Origin of the sequence: Shimia sediminis (assembly GCF_003990645.1) — a bacterium.
Classification (GTDB): Bacteria; Pseudomonadota; Alphaproteobacteria; order Rhodobacterales; family Rhodobacteraceae; genus Shimia; species Shimia sediminis.
Genome location: NZ_RYZK01000002.1, coordinates 497,645 through 516,124 on the forward strand (window position 1 = coordinate 497,645; position 18,480 = coordinate 516,124).

The window sequence follows — 18,480 nt, forward strand, 5'->3', positions numbered from 1 at the left end:
CACTTAGTCTTCAAACAACCTGCGTTGCTCGGCAAGACGCAGCTTTTCTTCTTTCAGCCGATTGCCAAATCCCGTCACCCGGAACAAGGGCTGATCGCGGTCCGACTTGCCAAAAATGCCGCCCGTCTGTTCCCAATAGCCGTCCGGATGAAACCTCACGCGGTGAAACAGGCCCGTGCGCGAAAACAGAAACAGCGACACGTTCTGCCCCTGCGCCACCAGCTCTGCGGCCCGCCTGCGCAGGCCCCGCGCATTCCAGCGGCGCCCGGCCACGACCGCCGGAGCCGTTCCGGCCCGCGATGGAAACGGCCGCAGCCCTTCGGACGGTCTTGGGATACGGGGCAACGCACCCAGGGGTCGGCTCTTTCCAGCGGCATAGCCTTTGGTCAACCGCGACATCAGCCGCCGCACATCCCTCGGCTCCAAACGGCCGTCCCGCATGTGTTCAAGCGCACGGAGGCGCTGTTCCTTGGCAAAATCCTTGAGGATCGTCTCATGATGTTCGACCGGACAGTGCTTGCGCAGGAATACAACCTGACTGGCCCCGATCTGGAACAGATCTGACGGCGCGCGGTTTCCACGCCGGGACGCATTCGACAGATAGCCGTGATGCACCTCGGCCAGCGGCACAATTGCCGTGGCGCGCCCCATCGCCGCAAGACGCAGGTTCACATCGGTTTCATCCAGATAGTAGTGATAGGCTGGGTCAAATCCGCCAATCTCGGCCAACACCTCTCGGCGAAACGCCATGTTGGTGCCTTCGGTCTTGATCGCACGGCGCCCCGTGGGATGCAGCACCGAAGGCCGGGTTTCGTCGACCTTCAAGTCTTCGGTACGCCCCATGGCATCGACACTCTGGGCTTTCCATTGAAAGGATATCCCATTGCGTCCGCGCACGAAACCACCTGCGGCCATGACCTCAGCGTCCGCCACAAAGGGCGCAACCAGATGAGTCAGCCACGTCGGCTCGGCCACCGCATCGTCGTCGATAAACGCAACAACCTCCCCGGCGGCTTCGGCAATGCCAAGATTGCGCGCGACCGAGATGTTGGGTTCGTCAAATTCGACCAGCTTGACCAGCCCGGCAAACGCGCTGCCGTTGACCGCTTCGGTCCCTGTGGGGTCCGCAACGACAATTGTTTCAAAGTTGGGATAGTACTGCTGAGACAACCCTTTGAGGCAGCGCAGCAAAGCCTCGGGGCGTTCCCGACTGACAATGACCACGCTGACCGGGTCGTGCGTCATGGCGTTCCCATCTCGGCCATCATTGCCTCGATACGGGGCACGTCCTCGGGGTTGTTCAGCTCCCAGAACTGACGCCCGCGCGCCTCGACCTCGACACAGAGAACCTTGTGGCCGTTTTCCATGAAACGCAGCTGCTCCAGCCCTTCCAGGCTTTCCAGCGGTCCTGCCGTCCATCGCGGATAGGCGCCCAGCGCCGAGGGGCGATAGGCATAGACCCCGACATGGTGAAACACCGGGGTGTCCGCGTCATCGGCATAGATGTCCGAGGTAAAAGGCACCACTTCCTTGGAGAAATACATCGCGTGGCGGTTCTTGGTGAAAACGGCTGTCGTACCGCCCACCCGGCCCGCTTTACGGTCCTCGAGAAAACCGTTCAAAGCCCGCCCGTCGCACCGCAGCACAGGTGTTGCCACCTCGGCCACCGGATCACGACGTAGGCCCTCGACCAGCTCTTCCACGAACCATGCAGGCGTCAGCGGTGCGTCCCCCTGCAGGTTTACCACGATGTCGAACCCGCCACCAAGGTTGTCGAACGCCTCGGCACAGCGCTCGGTGCCATTGGCGCAATCCTCCGAGGTCATCACAACCTCGGCGCCAAACGCCTCTGACGCTTCGCGAATACGGTCGTCGTCCGTCGCCACCACAACCCGATCGACCCCTTTGACCTCGCAGGCCGCTTCCCAGGATCGTTGGATCAGGCTTTTCACCTCACCCGTCGCACCTTTCAAAGTGGCCAGAGGTTTGCCGGGATAGCGGGTCGACGCATAGCGCGCCGGGATGGCAATCAGAACAGACATCAGGCCTCTTTCAGCTCCACGTTCGGCGCATAGGCGATAAAGAACGGGTTGGCGAAGTCTTCCTTGCCATAGACCAGCGGCGTGTGGTCATCAAAACGCACCACATTGCCCCCGGCACCCAACAGAACTGCGTGACCTGCCGCCGTGTCCCACTCCATCGTGCGCCCCACGCGCGGATAAATGTCGGCCTCACCCGTTGCCACCAGACAGAACTTCAGCGACGAGCCTGCGCTCTTCATGTCTTTGACATTGTACTTGTTGATATAGTCGTCCGTCGCCTGATCGCGGTGCGATTTCGACGCCACAACGTAAAGCGCGGCATTGTCGCTGTCGGCCACGTTGATCGGAGTGGTCTCACCCACAACATCCAGCGCGAAATCACCGGTCTCTTCGACCGCCTGACCATCGGCCTGGGTAAAGAACATGCGGTTCTTGGCAGGGGCATAGACCACGCCACGCTGCGGCACGCCATTTTCGACATAGGCGATGTTCACAGTGAAGTCGCCACGGCGGTGGATGAACTCCTTGGTGCCGTCCAGCGGATCGACGATCAGAAATGTATCGCCCTTGGCCGCATGGCTTTCGGATTGCTCTTCGGTCACCAGCATGACGTCGCCAAAGGTTTCGGTCAGACCGGCGGAAATGATCGCATCTGCTGCCTCATCTGCCGCGGTCACCGGGCTGTCATCAGATTTCACCTTTACGTCAAAATCGTCAGAATTGTAGATCTCCATGATCTTGGCACCAGCCTCAATTGCCAGGCGCCGCATCACCGGAATAAGCACTTCGTAGTTCAAAGATTATCTCCAATCGCAGGAAAGTTGTAATGACATGTTTCGCCCCTTATGCTTGGATCGTAACCGAACGGCAAGAATTCACTGGCATGACCGGAGTATACCCGGGACACTGAGGCGATGTTTCAACAAGCGGCCCCCAAAAGCACGATTGGCTCACTGATCAGCCTGTCCGAGCTGATCTACCACGCCATTGTGCGTAATGTGCGCAAATCGCACAGCAGTGCACTTATGTCGATCCTGATGAACATGCTTCAGGCTGTGATTTTTGTTGGCATTTTCTACATCATGTTCTCTGTTCTGGGATTGCGCGGTGCGGCCCTGCGTGGGGACTTCATGATTTATGTCATGTCAGGAATTTTTCTGTTCATGACACATACGAAAACCATGGGCGCTATCGTCAGCTCTGACGGGCCTTCCTCGCCCATGATGAAACATGCACCGATGAACACGGTGATCACGATCTCTGCAGCCGCGCTTAGCACACTCTACATTCAGGTGCTGTCGCTCTTCACAATGCTGTTCATCTATCACGTCGTGATTACGCCAGTTGAAATTGATCAACCCGTCGGCGCCTTTGCAATGTTGTTACTTAGCTGGTTTACAGGCATCGGGGTTGGCGTCATCTTTCTGGCCATAAAACCCTGGTTTCCTTCATTTGTCAGCATTGCCTCGACGATCTATCAGCGGGCCAATATGATCGCGTCCGGCAAGATGTTCGTTGCAAACGTGATGCCGGGCTATCTGCTCGCTATGTTTGACTGGAACCCGCTTTTTCACTGTATCGATCAGGCGCGTGGATTTGCCTTCATCAACTACACCCCACGAAACTCGAGTTACGAATACGCGTTTTGGGTTGGGATTGTGTTGTTAATGCTGGGCTTGATGGGCGAGTTTTATACCCGCCGCCATGCCTCGCTCAGCTGGGGAGCGCGCCAATGACGCAGACCTTGACGCGGGCCTTTACAATCTTCACGGCCATGTTCTGGGCCATCGCCGTAACGGCACAGGATTTGCCTGCGCTCTATGACATTTATGGCGTCGACCACGACGACATGCTCAATATCCGGGAAGAGGCCAGTGCCAGCGCGCCCATCATTGCCGAGCTGCCCTTTAACGCGCGTGACATCGAGGTGGTGCGCATCACCGAAGATGGCCGCTGGGGTCTGGTAAATGCCATGGAATCCTTCGGCTGGGTGGCCATGCGTTTCATGGTCCCGGTGCCAAGCGACGGGTGGGCGTATTCAGGTGCCAAATTGTCCTGCGGTGGGACAGAGCCCTTTTGGGACATCACCTTCAACAGCGTCGCGCCCGGTCAGGCCGCATATCAGGCAATGGCCGAAGAGGGCACCAAATCCTACTCGATCGACTGGCAATCGGGACAGGTTGCCCGGCCTGATCGCGTCATTGGCATCGGTGGCTCCGGACCGACCGGAAACTTCACTGCCGTTCTGCGGCAGGATGCGTGCCATGATGGCATGTCGGATCGCAACTTCGGCCTGGTGATCGATCTGTTCTTTCATGGCAACGACGATGCCTATGGACTTGAGGGCTGCTGTTCGGTTTTGCCCTGATCCACCACCCGCATGGTCAGGTTGATCCGCCCGCCTTTGGGCAACAGTCGGGATGATCCGAAACGGATGCGGTCCACCCCATGATGCGCCAGCCGCGCCTCACCACCCATCACCACCACATCCCCGGACCGCAGCCACAGCGACTCGGTTTTGCCGCCGCGTGCAACATTGCCCATGCGGAACAACCCTTCGTCCCCTAACGAGATCGATACGACAGGCCATTCAAACTGGCCTTCGTCCTTGTCCTGATGCATGCCCATCCGCGCGCCCTCTGCATAGTAGTTGACCAGACAGCAATCCGGGTCGCGCGACACCCCGGACACTGCCCGCCAGATATCCAGGACGGTTTCGGGGATCGGTGGCCACGCCATGCCCTCGGGGTGATGCGCCTGATACCGATAGCCGCCGCGATCCGTCACCCATCCCAATCGCCCGGCTGAGGTCATGCGCACCGACATCGGCTTGCCGCTGGGGGTCACCGGCGCATAGAACGGTGCCTGCCTGGCGACCTCGCGCAGACCCGCCACCAAAGCCTCTTGGGCGGGCGAATCGAGATAGCCCTGAAACACCCTGAACCCCCGAATTGTCAGCGGCATCACCACGGCTTAATTTTCCTTCTTGAAACCATTCACCCAAAAAACCTCGGATTCTTCGCATCTGTGCGAAATCTGATGCTTGCAGCGCCTTTTTCGCCTCCCTATATACCCTGCGAAGCGCATTCGGCTATGGGCCGGTGCAAACGGGATCGAGGCTTGGATGCCAAAACGGGTCCATGTTTCGAAATATCGCCTTAAGTCAGAAGGGATCAAAAATGAGCAAAGTGATTGGTATCGACCTCGGTACAACAAACTCCTGTGTGTCCATCATGGATGGTGCACAACCCAAAGTGATCGAAAACTCGGAAGGTGCGCGCACCACGCCGTCGATCGTAGCCTTTACAGATGACGAGCGCCTTGTGGGCCAGCCGGCAAAACGCCAGGCCGTCACCAACCCAGAAAACACCGTCTTTGGCGTCAAGCGTCTCATCGGTCGTCGGTTCGACGATGCCGATCTGGCCAAAGACCTCAAGAACATGCCGTTCAACGTCATCAATGGCGGCAACGGCGATGCGTGGGTCGAAGCCAAGGGCGAAAAATACAGCCCCTCGCAAATCTCGGCCTTTATCCTCGGCAAGATGAAAGAAACCGCCGAGAGCTATCTTGGCGAAGAAGTGACCCAGGCCGTCATCACCGTGCCTGCCTACTTCAACGACGCCCAGCGTCAGGCCACCAAAGATGCCGGTAAAATCGCCGGTCTCGAAGTGCTGCGCATCATCAACGAACCGACCGCGGCCGCTCTGGCCTATGGTCTGGACAAAGAAGACACCCACACCATCGCGGTCTATGACCTTGGTGGCGGGACCTTCGACGTGACCATCCTGGAAATCGACGACGGCCTGTTCGAAGTGAAATCGACCAACGGCGACACCTTCCTTGGTGGTGAAGACTTTGACATGCGCATCGTCAACTATCTGGCGGGCGAGTTCAAAAAAGAGCACAACGTCGACCTGACCAAGGACAAGATGGCCCTGCAGCGTCTGAAAGAAGCCGCCGAAAAAGCCAAGATCGAACTGTCCTCCTCGTCGCAGACCGAAATCAACCAACCGTTCATCTCGATGGACCCTTCTTCGGGTACGCCGCTGCACATGGTCATCAAACTGACCCGTGCCAAGCTGGAATCGCTGGTGGGTGACCTGATCAAAGCCTCGCTGAAGCCCTGTCAGGCCGCTCTGAAAGACGCGGGCATGTCGGCCAACGAAATCGACGAGATCGTGCTGGTTGGCGGTATGACCCGTATGCCGCGCGTCAAAGACGAAGTGACCAAGTTCTTCGGTAAAGAGCCCCACCAGGGCGTGAACCCGGACGAAGTGGTTGCCATGGGTGCTGCCATTCAGGCCGGTGTTCTGCAGGGCGACGTGAAAGACGTTGTTCTTCTGGACGTGACCCCGCTGTCCTTGGGCATCGAAACCCTCGGTGGTGTCTTCACCCGTCTGATCGACCGCAACACCACGATCCCGACCAAGAAGAGCCAGATCTTCTCGACCGCCGAAGACAACCAGAACGCCGTGACCATCCGCGTGTTCCAGGGTGAGCGTGAAATGGCGGCTGACAACAAGATCCTCGGCCAGTTCAACCTCGAGGATATTCCGCCCGCACCGCGTGGTATGCCGCAGATCGAAGTGACCTTTGACATCGACGCCAACGGCATCGTGTCTGTGGGTGCCGCCGACAAAGGCACCGGCAAAGAGCAAAAGATCACCATCCAGGCATCGGGCGGTCTCTCGGACGAAGACATCGACAAGATGGTCAAGGACGCCGAAGAAAACGCCGAAGCCGACAAGGAACGTCGCGAGCTGATCGAAGCCCGCAACCAGGCAGAATCGCTGATCCACTCGACCGAAAAGTCGATCGAAGAGCATTCGGACAAGGTCGACCCGACCACCGTCGAAGCCATCGAACTGGCGATCGCCGCGCTGAAAGACGACCTCGAGAAAGAGGACATTGGCGCCGACAAGATCAAGTCCGGCATCCAGAACGTCACCGAAGCGGCCATGAAGTTGGGTGAAGCCATCTACAAAGCCAGCCAGGAAGAGGCCGGTGATGAACCGATGGCCGCGGATGAGGCCGGCGATGATGACATCGTTGATGCCGACTTCGAAGATCTGGGCGACGACAAGCGCTGATGGCGCACCATCGGAACTGAAGTTTGGGCCGGTCCGGTTGCCGGGTCGGCCCTTTTCATTCCGTGCCAAAGGAGTAACCCATGGCAAAACGTGACTTCTACGAGGTGCTTGGCGTCAGCAAAGGGGCTTCCGCGGACGAAATCAAAAAGGCCTATCGCAAGAAGGCCAAGGAACTGCACCCCGACCGGAACAAGGACAATCCCGAAGCCGAAGGTAAGTTCAAGGAAGCCAACGAAGCCTACGAAATCCTCAAGGACGCCGAGAAAAAGGCCGCTTATGACCGCTTTGGTCATCAGGCCTTCGAGGGTGGTATGGGCGGTCCCCGTGGCGGCCACCCCGGCGGTCAGGGCGATTTCGCCAGCGCCTTTTCAGACGTGTTCGACGACCTCTTTGGTGACTTCATGGGCGGCGGAGGACGTGGCGGAGGACGCCAACGTGCCGCGCGTGGCGCGGACCTGCGCTATAACCTGCGCGTCACCCTCGAAGATGCCTTTTCCGGCATGCAAAAGACCATCAACGTGCCGACCTCGGTGCAATGCGACAGCTGTGAAGGGTCCGGTGCCGAAGGTGGTGCCGAGCCTACCACATGTCCCACATGCTCCGGCATGGGCAAGGTTCGCGCGCAACAGGGCTTTTTCACCGTTGAACGGACCTGCCCCACGTGTTCGGGCCTCGGCCAGATCATCAAGAACCCCTGCAATGGCTGCGGTGGTCAGGGACGCGTCGAAAAAGACCGCGCGCTGTCTGTCAACATCCCCGCAGGCGTGGAAACCGGCACCCGCATCCGCCTCGCTGGCGAAGGCGAGGCAGGCATGCGCGGCGGCCCCGCTGGCGACCTCTATATCTTTATCGAGGTGGCCCCGCACGAGCTGTTCGAACGCGAGAACTCCAACCTGTTCTGTCGCGTGCCGGTCTCGATGACCACCGCCGCTCTGGGCGGCGACATCGAGGTGCCCACCATCGACGGTGGCCGCAGCCGGGTGAAAATCCCCGGTGGCTCGCAAGCCGGTCGCCAGATGCGCCTGCGTGGCAAAGGCATGCCAGCGCTGCGTGGCGGAGGCTCCGGAGATATGTTCATCGAAATGGCGGTTGAGACGCCCGTGAACCTGACCAGCCGTCAAAAAGAACTGCTGCGCGAATTCGAAGAGCTCTCGGAAGAGAACAACCCCGAAAGCAGCAACTTCTTCAAATCGGTCAAGAATTTCTGGGACTCGATGAAGGGCTGACCCTGGGTCCGGGTTTTCCCAGCTACACACCAAACCAAAAAAAAGGGCGCGCCACCCACGGCGCGCCCTTTTCTTCATTCAATCCACCGTCAATCCAACGTTGGTGCGATCACATACATGGCCCGCAGACCCAATCCCGGCTGCACGCCCGGCATGATCTCTTGGAACGCGCGTTGCATGCTGCCACGTCCGTACATTTTTGACAGGGCCGTATCCACCAGCAGCCGGAATTCCGAATCCCCGCGCGCCATGGCCAGCCCATGCTTTTCAATGGTCAGGATCTCGTTCGACATTTTCAGGTTCAGCGCATTCGGGCTGGTCCGGTGCAGGCTGGCCAGGATGGACTGGTCCGCAAAGTAAGCGTCGATTCCACCACTTTCCAGCGCCTTGATGCCATCGAGATGTGACTCGAAAGACATCACTTCTGCCTGCATACCCGCCTGATTCAGGGTGTTGGTCAGCGCTTCCTTGGTGGTGGTGTTGCTGCGCACGCCCATCTTTTTCCCGGCATAGGCTGCGAACTGATCCGGCCCGTCACTGCGCACAAGGATCGAGGTGCCGTCGACGAAGGTCGGGATCGAGAAATCCACCGTCTTGCGGCGTTCCAGCGTGATCGTCGCAGCGCCGCACAACAGGTCAATCTCGCCTGCTGCAACCTTTTCAAACCGGTTCGCCGTATCTACCGGCACAAAGCGCACGTCCAGGCCGCTCTCCAGTTTCAGATGGTTCAGGATTTCCTGTGCCACTTCCGCGCAGACAAGCGGCGAATAACCTGCCGGTTCACCACCGGGTCGCTGATAGGACAGTGGCGGCGCGTCGACCCGGAAACCCAGTGTCAAAACGCCGGTGTCTTTGATGCGGTCCAGGGTCTGGGCCGAGGCAAGCCCACAGGTCAGCGCCAGGGCCGACAGCATCATTGGAAATAACTTCATGGTATGTCCCGTAATAAGAGTTGGCAAAATCATGATTGATCTGCGCAAGGCTACACCGCCGGCCCTGCCCCGACAAACACGTTTCGCAGCAGATGTGTTAATGCGCCCGCATGACGTGACGCAACACCGACGCTTTACCGATGCGATACCGACGTAGTACCGACGTGCGTTCTCACCGTTAACTTTTGGCAGATTAACCCTTCGTTCACCCTGTTTCGGCAGGCTGTGCCCATGTCCGACCCACGCGCCTTTACCGAGATGCCGCTGCCTCTTTTCGAGGTGGATGAGGCCGTGCCAGAACCCATTCCCAAGGGGGGGCGCCTGCCCTCGTACATCGCCGACCACCGCAAACGGTTGCGGCAGCGTTTTCTCTCGGGCGGCGCAGATGCCCTGCCGGATTACGAGTTGTTAGAGCTGGTCCTCTTCCGCGCCATTCCACGCCGGGACGTAAAGCCCCTGGCGCGTCAACTCCTTGATACTTTTGGGGATTTCAACCGCGTTCTCTCGGCCCCGGTTGCCCGCCTGTCCGAGGTCAGCGGCGTTGGCGAGGCCGTGATCACCGAGTTGAAGATCATCGAGGCCGCCGCCCACCGGCTCGCCCGTTCCCGTGTCTTGCAGCGTCATGTGCTCTCGGGCTGGGACGTCTTGGTCGACTATTGCCACACCACCATGGCTCACCGCGAGACCGAGCAGTTTCGGGTGCTGTACCTTGATCGCAAGAACGTCCTGATCGCGGACGAAGAGCAGGCCCGCGGCACCGTCGATCACGTCCCCGTCTACCCCCGGGAGGTCGTGAAACGCGCCCTCGAAATCAACGCCAGCGCCTTGATTTTAGTACATAATCACCCATCAGGAGACCCCACGCCCTCGCCGTCGGACATTGCGATGACCCAACAGGTTCAAGAGGCTGCCGGGGTCATGGGCATCACCCTGCACGACCACCTGATCGTCGGCAAGTCCCGCGAATTGAGCTTTCGTGCCGAGGGCTATCTCTAGCGCAGCCAGACCTCGACCCGTCGGTTCACCTGACGCCCCCAGGCACTGTCATCACAGGCCATTGGCATCGCCTCGCCAAAGGCATCCACGTCAATGGTCAGCTGGTCAAAGTTCGCGGTCTCCGCCGCCGCCACCACGGCCTCGCGCACGGTTTCCGCACGCTTCAGGGCAATCTGGCGATTACCCGCCGCCGCCCCTTCGCCATCACTGAAGCCGACGAACACCAGCTTGCGGGCATCATAGAGCCCCGCCTCAAGTGCCCGGGCCAGTTGCTGCACGTTCGAGCGCGATTGCGCGTCCAGACGGGTTGATCCGGCCTGAAACCGGAACGAGGTTGTGAGCCGCTTCATGGGGCCCAAGCGGTTGACCATACGTTGTAATTCTTCCAGCGTCACATCCGCGCCAGCCACTGAAATGGCATTGGCGAACCGATCCCCTTGCAGGTTCACAGGCACCTCTTCCGGGGCCTGGTCAACAAAGCCGACCCGGCGGATCACGATCTGCGCCGACGGGCTGCGTGTATAGGCCAGAAACTCGCGCGCGATCTTGGGCAGACGCCGTGCCGGAAAGTACAGGAACATCGGTGCGGTCAGCGGATAGTCTTCGGTCTTGATCGTGCGGCGCGAGGCCGTCAGCGCGAACCCACACTCCCCATCCAGCGTCAGCAACTGAGTGTTGCCGGTCTCGGAGAAGCTGGCAATGCCGATGGCAAAGGGATCACGCATCACCGCCGAGACCAACGAAATGTTGCGCTCGTGCCGCTGGGTGGTGTCGGCCACCACGCGGCCCACGGGCTTCATCAACTGGTCCTCAACCGCCTGCGCCATGCCCGAGCTTGGCTCCATCAGATGCAGTGCAATCGGCGCATCCGGGCCGCCAAACTCAATCCAGTTGTCAATCTGCCCGGCAAAGACCTGCGCCAGTTGCAGAGGCGACAGGGCCTTTACAGGATTGCCCGGAGACACCACCGGGACCATACCATCCAGCGCCAGGACGCGGCTGCGGTTGCTGTCGGTCATGTCGCCCAGACCTGCCTCGTACCCCCGTTTGGCCTCGGCCGACCGGATCTCGCGCAGGGACATGGCAATGTCCGCCTCGTCCGCCAGCAGGTCGGCAAAACCTTCGTCCGAATTGGAAGAGTGAAAGGTGAACCGCGCGAGGACCTGCCCGCTGGCACCATCGCTCAGTTCATAGTCAAACCGTTCGACATCTTCGAAGCTGCGCGCCACCTTGTAGTTGTTGCGCAGGGCAAACGCCTCGATCAAGGCTGGCATCAGAACCTCACCCATGGTGGCAGCGCCTGAAATCGACACCTCGGCAATATAGTTGACCAGACTGGGGCACGCCGGGCCTTCGCAATTCACGCCGGTGCCGTCCACGGTCAGCTCGCCATATTTCGTGCGGACCCGATAAAACTCGCCATCGAACCCCAGGAATGTGCCGGTGATTTCAACTGATCCATCCTGCGACCGCAGGGTAATGTCCTGGGCGACCCCAAAAGACACGTTCAAAAAAAGGAAAAGTGCGGCGAAAACCGCCGCACGAAACTGTTGCATAAATCAGTTCCCGAAATCACCCGTTACTTACGGGCGATTGTCAGGTCTTCGAACAGGTTTTTCAACACCAGAAATTCACCCTTGGCGTCGCAGTCCGGCATTGCCAGGGTCAGATCCTGCACGCGTGCGTCAGCCTCACCCTGCAATTCCAGCGATGTGGCCGAGATATCGCGGCCACAATTTACCGAACTGACCTCTGCTTCCAGACTTATGGAAATCTGCCCACCTTCCCGTGCCGTGGCAGTGGGGAAGGTATAGACCTCGACCATCAGCGGCTCTGGCGCGTCTTGATTGCCCAGTCGGGTGATAAACCCACCTTCGCCCGCGGCAACAGCGGTCAAATCGCGTGGCGTGCCCTGCCATACATGGCCGTCTTCACCATAGCTTGCACCATATTCCAGAGCGTGAAGCTGCAAACCTGTCTCGCCCATCCATTGCACCGCCACGCGATCATAAAAGGGCAGCGAACTGACGTCCGCACGGGCCACGGCCCCGTCGCCATTGGTAAAGGCGACAACAAACATCGCATGTTCGGCCAGGGCTGGTACGGACACGTTCAGCGTTCCGTCCAGACCCAGAACCTCGGTGAACTTCAGGCCACCGTGATGGATGGTCACGCGCTCGCCCGACAGGCAGGGTGCGCTAAGGGTCAGATCAACCATCGCCGCCGCCACGGGTTCGGCGGTGAGCGTGGCATCGCAATTCAGCAGTGGCGAGGCTTCTTCCTGCGGCAATACACCCACCGGAATGTCACGTGAAACCAACAGGATAACCGGCTGCGTCGGCAATGTAGACTGGTGAGACAACTCTTGCGGCAGCGATGGCAGGGTCGACAGTGTCTCGACCCCTTGCAAGCCGTCCATTTGACCCGCAGGCAGGCTCGCCTTGATCACATCATCAGGGTTGATCACCACAGTGTCCCGCACCAGAACCTGACCGGCATAACTGGCTTCGCTCTGTTGCATCAAAAAGGCAATGGACATGGCCGCGGAAAAGCTCGCTCCGGCCCAGGCATAGCGGCGGTAGACATTAATATCCTTCTTGAAGAGACCCTCTCCAAGGTTCTCTTTCTTCAAGATACCTTTCTTGAACATGTCTTTACTAAACATTCGTGACTCCAAACTCGCACTGCCCCGTGCCACTTTGGTGCCATCAAAAAAGGGCGCTCATATGGCGCCCTTTTGGAGATTGTCTGTCGATTAACCCTAGCTCAGACGACCATGGCAGTGCTTGAACTTCTTGCCGGAGCCACAGGGACAAGACGCATTTCGACCCGGATTTCCCCAGGTAGCAGGGTCGTTTTCGTCAAACCCTTCGACGGCATCCTCGGTTGGTGCGGGGGGCTCGGCAGGTGCCTGGGCGGCGGCTTCCAGCGCCTGGCGCTGCTGTGCCATTTCCAATGCCAACTGTTGCTGTTCTTCTTCCGACATCGGGCGAATGTTCGACAGGGTCCGCGTCACATCCGAGCGCAAGCCGTCCAGCATGTTCTCGAACAATTGGAAGGACTCGTTCTTGTATTCGTTCAGCGGATCGCGCTGCGCATAACCGCGGAACCCGACAACCGAGCGCAGATGCTCCAGCGTCAGGAGGTGTTCGCGCCATTTGGTGTCGATGGTCTGCAGCAGCACCTGTTTTTCGACCATGCGCATGGCCTCGGGGCCAAAGCTGACAGCTTTTTGCGCCATCATCTCATCGACTGCCTTTTCCAGACGCTCCTGAATGACGTCGTCGTCGACGCCTTCTTCGTCCGCCCAGTCGATCACCGGCACGTCGATGCCCAGCTGTTCGATACACGCAGCATAGAGGCCCTCTGTGTCCCACTGATCCGCGTAGGTCTTGGGCGGCATGTATTGATCCACCAGATCGGCAATGACCTCGTGGCGCATTTCCTGCGCGATGTTGGACAGGTCCTCGGCTTCCATAATGTCGCGACGCTGGCCAAAGATCACCTTTCGCTGGTCGTTCATCACGTCGTCGAATTTCAACAGCTGCTTACGAATGTCAAAGTTGCGGCCTTCGACCTTGGCCTGCGCACGTTCCAGAGACTTGTTCACCCAAGGGTGCACAATCGCCTCACCTTCTTTCATGCCCAGTGTCGACAGCACCTTTTCCAGACGCTCCGAGCCAAAGATCCGCATCAGGTCGTCTTCGAGGCTCAGGAAAAACGCCGAACGGCCCGGGTCACCCTGACGGCCGGAACGACCGCGCAGCTGGTTATCGATACGGCGGCTTTCGTGGCGTTCGGTGGCCAGAACAAACAGACCACCTGCCTTTTTCACCGCGTCCTCGTCGGCTGCATGGGCCGCTTCGATCTCGGCGCGAATGGCCGCGTGGTCACTCTCGGGGTTGGCGGCAATCGCTTCCAGCACCGTGAATTCAACGTTACCACCCAGTTTGATGTCGGTCCCGCGACCGGCCATGTTGGTGGCGATAGTGACCGCGCCCAGCTTACCGGCGTCCGCAACAATCTGCGCTTCCTGCTCGTGCTGGCGGGCGTTCAGAACGTTGTGCTTCACCTTGGCCTTGGTCAGAAGATCGCTCAGGAATTCCGACTTTTCGATCGAGGTGGTGCCGACAAGGATCGGCTGACCCTTTTCATTGGCTTCCTTGATGGTCTCGACGATGGCCTCGAACTTTTCGCGCGCCGTCCGATAGACGGCATCATCTTCGTCTTCCCGTGCAATCGGGCGGTTCGTCGGCACTTCGACCACGCCCAGCCCGTAAATCTCGGCAAATTCCTCGGCCTCGGTGGCCGCGGTGCCGGTCATGCCTGCCAGTTTGGCATAAAGACGGAAGTAGTTCTGGAAGGTCACCTGCGCCAGCGTCACGTTTTCAGGCTGAATAGCACAACCTTCCTTGGCCTCGATGGCCTGGTGCAGACCTTCGGACAGGCGACGACCGGCCATCATCCGGCCGGTGAACTCGTCGATCAGCACAACCTCGTTGTCGCGTACGATATAGTCCTTGTCCTTGGTGAACAGCTTGTGCGCGCGCAGACCTTGGTTGATGTGGTGCACAATCGTGGTGCTCTCCGGGTCATACAGCGACTGGCCTTCGGGCAGAATGCCACGTGCCAAAAGCGTCGCCTCGAGATGGTCATTGCCCTCGTCGGTAAAGTTCACCTGACGGGTCTTTTCGTCGATGGTGAAATGCGCGTCCGACAGTTCAGGGATCAGCACGTCGATCGAGTTGTACATCTCGGTGCGGTCTTCGGCAGGGCCCGAGATGATCAGCGGTGTCCGTGCTTCGTCGATCAGGATCGAGTCGACCTCGTCCACGATGGCAAAGTTATGCTTGCGCTGGGACATCTCGCGCAGATCGCTGCGCATATTGTCACGCAAATAGTCAAAGCCAAGCTCGTTGTTGGTGGCATAGGTCACGTCACAGGCATAGGCCGCACGCTTTTCGTCGTCAGGCTGACGCGGGTAAACAACCCCGGTGGTCATGCCCAAGGCGCCATAGACCTTGCCCATCCACTCAGCATCCCGCTTGGCGAGATAGTCGTTCACAGTGACGATATGCACGCCCTCGCGTGTCAGGGCATTCAGATAGGCCGGGAAGGTCGCGACAAGCGTCTTGCCCTCACCGGTTTTCATTTCCGAGATATTGCCCTGGTGCAAAAAGATGCCGCCCATCAGCTGCGTGTCAAAGGCTCGCAGACCCAACGCCCGCAGCGCGGCTTCTCGACAGTTGGCAAAGGCCTCGGGCAGCAGATCATCCAGCGACTCGCCACCTTTGGCACGCTCCGACAACTCGTCGGTTTTTGCCTTGATCTCGTCATCGGAAAGCTTCTGGAATTCCGGCTCAAGCGCGTTGATCTTGTCAACGATGGGGCGGGTGGCCTTGATCTTGCGGTCGTTCGGCGTTCCGAACACTTTTTTGGCAAGTTTTCCGATGCCCAGCATATAATTTTGTCCTTCGTTGACACATTCGTGCGAGGCATCTGCTTGCCCGTCCCGCGCCCTGCTCATACAAACGGGGAAAGGCCGGTTTGCCTACGTCACAAAGCGATGTAAGGGGCCTATGTAACAGTGTCAACGCCGCCAACCAGCGCGGTAGGAGCCAAGGACAAAACGATGTCGAAACACCTCAGAATTTTCCGCTCTGTCGCGGTTGCCGCGATGCTTTGCGGGCCCGCTATTGCACAAGAGGCCCCGACGGCGACGTCCGTGATGGCAACCGTGAACGGTGTCGAGATCACCCTGGGCCAGATGATCCTGGTGCGCGACGCGCTGCCCGACCAGTACAAAAGCCTGCCGGATGATGTGCTGTTCAACGGCATCCTCGACCAGATCGTGCAGCAAACCGTTCTCTCGCAGTCATTGACCGGCGACGAACCTGCCGCCATCGCCATGGCTTTGGAAAACGAACACCGCCTGCTGCGGGCAGGCGAGGCAATCAACCAGATTCTCGAGGCGGGCGTGCCAGAAGATGCCGTGAACGCAGCCTACGAGGCCCAGTATGTCACGGGCTACAGTGGCCCAACCGAATACAATGCCTCGCACATCCTGGTCGAAGAAGAGGAAAAGGCCATCGCCCTGCGCACAATCCTGCTCGATGGCGCTGATTTCGCCGAGACGGCCAAGGTCGAATCGACCGGCCCCTCGGGACCATCTGGCGGCCTGCTTGGCTGGTTTGGACCCGGCGAAATGGTGCCCGCGTTTGAACAGGCGGTGAGCACGCTGGACGTCGGGCAGATTTCCGAACCGGTCAAAACTCAGTTCGGCTGGCATCTCATCATCCTAAACGACTCGCGTGTGCGTGCTGCACCGGCCTTGGACGAGGTTCGCACCCAATTGGTGAACGAGCTGCAACAACAGCTGGTGGACGAAGAGATCGCCCGCCTGACCGAAACTGCCGACGTGGACCGCAGCACCGCCGAAGCGGTTGACCCTGCGTTGTTGAAACAAACCGGCCTTCTTGACGCCTGGACCGAGGGTAACTGATATGGCCAAGATCACTGCTGTGTCCCCACTTGCACCTGCCAGTTTTCCTGATCTGCCCGAAATTGCCGGCGCAGAATTCGCCGCCGTCGAAGCTGGCGTAAAGTATCAGGGTCGCAAGGATGTCATGCTGGCGCGTCTGGCGCCGGGCACATCCATGGCCGGGGTTTTCACCCGGTCGGCCACCCGGTCGGCTTCGGTTCTGGACTGTCAGGAAAAGATCTCCGCCGACAGTGACCAAGGCGCGGCCATCATTGTCAACGCGGGCAACGCAAACGCCTTTACCGGCAAAAACGGCGCCGAGGCGACCCACGCGGTCACCAGCGCTGTGGCTGCCTGTCTGGACGTGCCCGAAACACGGGTGTTTTCGTCGTCAACCGGCGTCATCGGCGAACCCCTGCCGCACGACCGCATCACGTCGAAACTCGCCGAGGCAAAGGCCAAGCTCTCCGTGGCATCTCTGAAGGATGCCGCCGAGGCCATTCGCACCACCGACACCTTTGCCAAGGGCGCCGCCGCCGAAGTTGTGATGGACGGCAAACCGGTACGAATTGCCGGAATCGCCAAGGGCTCGGGCATGATTGCGCCGGATATGGCCACCATGCTGGTCTATATCTTTACCGATGCCGCCGTTGAGCGTCCGCTCTTGCAGCAAATCCTGTCGGAACTGACGGACCTGACCTTTAACAACATCACCGTCGACAGCGACACGTCGACCTCTGACACGCTGCTGCTCGCCGCAACCGGGGCAAGTGGCGCAACCGTCGACAGCGCGTCCGGGCCGTTCCGTGATGCTTTGCATTCGGTCATGCTGGACCTCGCGCATCAGGTCGTGCGGGATGGCGAAGGCGCCACAAAGTTTGTCGAGATCGCCGTCACCGGCGCCGCCTCAGACGCCGACGCCCGCACCCATGCGCTCGCTATTGCCAACTCACCGTTGGTAAAAACCGCCATCGCCGGTCAGGACCCCAACTGGGGCCGCGTCGTCATGGCCATCGGCAAATCCGGCGCGGCGGCGGATCGCGATCTGCTGACCATCCGCTTCGGAGATGTGCTGGTGGCAGAACACGGCTGGGTGTCGCCCAACTACAGCGAAGACGACGGCGCCACCTACATGCAGCAACAGGATCTGGTCATTGGCGTTGATCTGGGCCTTGGCGACGGGCAGTCCACGGTCTGGACCTGTGATCTGACCCATGGCTACATCACCATCAACGCGGACTATCGGTCGTGACCAAAGTCATTCTGGTCTCTGCCGTCGCGCTGATTGACGTCGACGGGCGCGTGCTACTCGCGCAACGCCCCGAGGGTAAATCCATGGCCGGTCTTTGGGAGTTTCCGGGCGGCAAGGTCGAGCCGGGTGAAACCCCCGAAGTCGCCCTGATCCGCGAGCTTGAGGAAGAGTTGGGGATCAACACCTGGGCCAGCTGCCTCGCGCCGCTGACCTTTGCCTCGCACAGTTACGAGGATTTTCACCTTCTGATGCCGCTCTTTGCCTGTCGCAAGTGGGAGGGAACACCCATCTCGAAAGAGAATCAATCCCTGCGCTGGGTGCGGCCAGAGAATCTGCGCGACTTCAAGATGCCCGCTGCAGATGTGCCCTTGATCCCCATCTTGCGGGATTGGCTGTAGACATTTTGTGCAATGAATTCGGCCAGATGCCATATCTTGTGCGGTCCATACTCACAAAAAAAG

Annotated in this window: 16 protein-coding genes; 8 read left to right on the plus strand and 8 right to left on the minus strand. The window is 59.3% G+C overall.

Features of this window, described 5'->3' with window-relative positions:
* Positions 1-3: 3 nt before the first annotated feature.
* From EK369_RS06955 to cysQ, 3 genes are read right to left on the minus strand one after another with little or no spacing between them, the layout of a single operon-like run.
* Positions 4-1,245 (minus strand): glycosyltransferase family 2 protein, encoded by a 1,242-nt coding sequence (locus tag EK369_RS06955; protein WP_127112970.1) that lies wholly within the window; start codon positions 1,243-1,245, stop codon positions 4-6.
* The gene (locus EK369_RS06960) at positions 1,242-2,042 is read right to left on the minus strand and encodes a 3-deoxy-manno-octulosonate cytidylyltransferase (protein WP_127112971.1); all 801 of its coding nucleotides are present in this window, start codon (positions 2,040-2,042) and stop codon (positions 1,242-1,244) included. Before EK369_RS06960 ends, EK369_RS06955 begins: the two co-directional genes overlap by 4 nt.
* The gene (gene cysQ / locus EK369_RS06965) at positions 2,042-2,839 is read right to left on the minus strand and encodes a 3'(2'),5'-bisphosphate nucleotidase CysQ (RefSeq protein WP_127112972.1); all 798 of its coding nucleotides are present in this window, start codon (positions 2,837-2,839) and stop codon (positions 2,042-2,044) included. The genes EK369_RS06960 and cysQ overlap by 1 nt, the downstream gene beginning before the upstream one ends.
* Positions 2,840-2,956: 117 nt before the next feature.
* Between cysQ and EK369_RS06970 the strand changes: the two genes are divergently transcribed.
* Both EK369_RS06970 and EK369_RS06975 read left to right on the plus strand, forming a co-directional pair.
* Positions 2,957-3,778, plus strand: a complete 822-nt coding sequence (locus tag EK369_RS06970) for an ABC transporter permease (RefSeq protein WP_127112973.1) — start codon at positions 2,957-2,959, stop codon at positions 3,776-3,778.
* A complete protein-coding gene (locus EK369_RS06975) occupies positions 3,775-4,410 on the plus strand; it encodes a hypothetical protein (RefSeq protein ID WP_127112974.1) in 636 nt (211 codons plus the stop codon). Before EK369_RS06970 ends, EK369_RS06975 begins: the two co-directional genes overlap by 4 nt.
* Here the strand turns inward: EK369_RS06975 and EK369_RS06980 are convergent.
* On the minus strand, positions 4,374-5,006 hold the full coding sequence (locus tag EK369_RS06980) for an alpha-ketoglutarate-dependent dioxygenase AlkB family protein (RefSeq protein WP_127112975.1): 633 nt from the start codon (positions 5,004-5,006) through the stop codon (positions 4,374-4,376). The genes EK369_RS06975 and EK369_RS06980 overlap by 37 nt on opposite strands.
* 215 nt (positions 5,007-5,221) lie before the next feature.
* Here EK369_RS06980 and dnaK point away from each other — a divergent pair, with 215 nt between their 5' ends.
* Both dnaK and dnaJ read left to right on the plus strand, forming a co-directional pair.
* Complete coding sequence (gene dnaK / locus EK369_RS06985) at positions 5,222-7,132, plus strand: molecular chaperone DnaK (RefSeq protein ID WP_127112976.1); 1,911 nt, start codon at positions 5,222-5,224, stop codon at positions 7,130-7,132.
* Positions 7,133-7,212: 80 nt separating this feature from the next.
* On the plus strand, positions 7,213-8,358 hold the full coding sequence (gene dnaJ, locus EK369_RS06990; protein WP_127112977.1) for a molecular chaperone DnaJ: 1,146 nt from the start codon (positions 7,213-7,215) through the stop codon (positions 8,356-8,358).
* An 89-nt stretch (positions 8,359-8,447) separates the two neighbouring features.
* Here the strand turns inward: dnaJ and EK369_RS06995 are convergent, their stop codons facing one another.
* Positions 8,448-9,290: an amino acid ABC transporter substrate-binding protein gene (locus tag EK369_RS06995; RefSeq protein ID WP_127112978.1), complete on the minus strand. Its 843-nt coding sequence runs from the start codon at positions 9,288-9,290 to the stop codon at positions 8,448-8,450.
* Between the two features lie 231 nt (positions 9,291-9,521).
* Here EK369_RS06995 and radC point away from each other — a divergent pair, with 231 nt between their 5' ends.
* Complete coding sequence (gene radC, locus EK369_RS07000; RefSeq protein WP_127112979.1) at positions 9,522-10,286, plus strand: RadC family protein; 765 nt, start codon at positions 9,522-9,524, stop codon at positions 10,284-10,286.
* On the opposite strand, the gene EK369_RS07005 is transcribed toward radC, so the two are convergent.
* The 3 genes from EK369_RS07005 to secA form a co-directional block, all read right to left on the minus strand.
* A complete protein-coding gene (locus EK369_RS07005; protein ID WP_127112980.1) occupies positions 10,283-11,842 on the minus strand; it encodes a substrate-binding domain-containing protein in 1,560 nt (519 codons plus the stop codon). The genes radC and EK369_RS07005 overlap by 4 nt on opposite strands.
* A 23-nt stretch (positions 11,843-11,865) precedes the next feature.
* Entirely contained in the window at positions 11,866-12,951 is a 1,086-nt protein-coding gene (locus tag EK369_RS07010; RefSeq protein ID WP_127112981.1) for a translocase, read from the minus strand.
* 96 nt (positions 12,952-13,047) lie between these two features.
* On the minus strand, positions 13,048-15,747 hold the full coding sequence (gene secA, locus EK369_RS07015) for a preprotein translocase subunit SecA (protein WP_127112982.1): 2,700 nt from the start codon (positions 15,745-15,747) through the stop codon (positions 13,048-13,050).
* Between the two features lie 171 nt (positions 15,748-15,918).
* Here secA and EK369_RS07020 point away from each other — a divergent pair, with 171 nt between their 5' ends.
* From EK369_RS07020 to EK369_RS07030, 3 genes are read left to right on the plus strand one after another with little or no spacing between them, the layout of a single operon-like run.
* The gene (locus EK369_RS07020) at positions 15,919-16,788 is read left to right on the plus strand and encodes a peptidylprolyl isomerase (protein WP_127112983.1); all 870 of its coding nucleotides are present in this window, start codon (positions 15,919-15,921) and stop codon (positions 16,786-16,788) included.
* A gap of 1 nt (position 16,789) precedes the next feature.
* Entirely contained in the window at positions 16,790-18,019 is a 1,230-nt protein-coding gene (gene argJ / locus EK369_RS07025; RefSeq protein ID WP_127112984.1) for a bifunctional glutamate N-acetyltransferase/amino-acid acetyltransferase ArgJ, read from the plus strand.
* Complete coding sequence (locus EK369_RS07030) at positions 18,016-18,417, plus strand: (deoxy)nucleoside triphosphate pyrophosphohydrolase (protein ID WP_127112985.1); 402 nt, start codon at positions 18,016-18,018, stop codon at positions 18,415-18,417. The genes argJ and EK369_RS07030 overlap by 4 nt, the downstream gene beginning before the upstream one ends.
* Positions 18,418-18,480 lie beyond the last annotated feature (63 nt).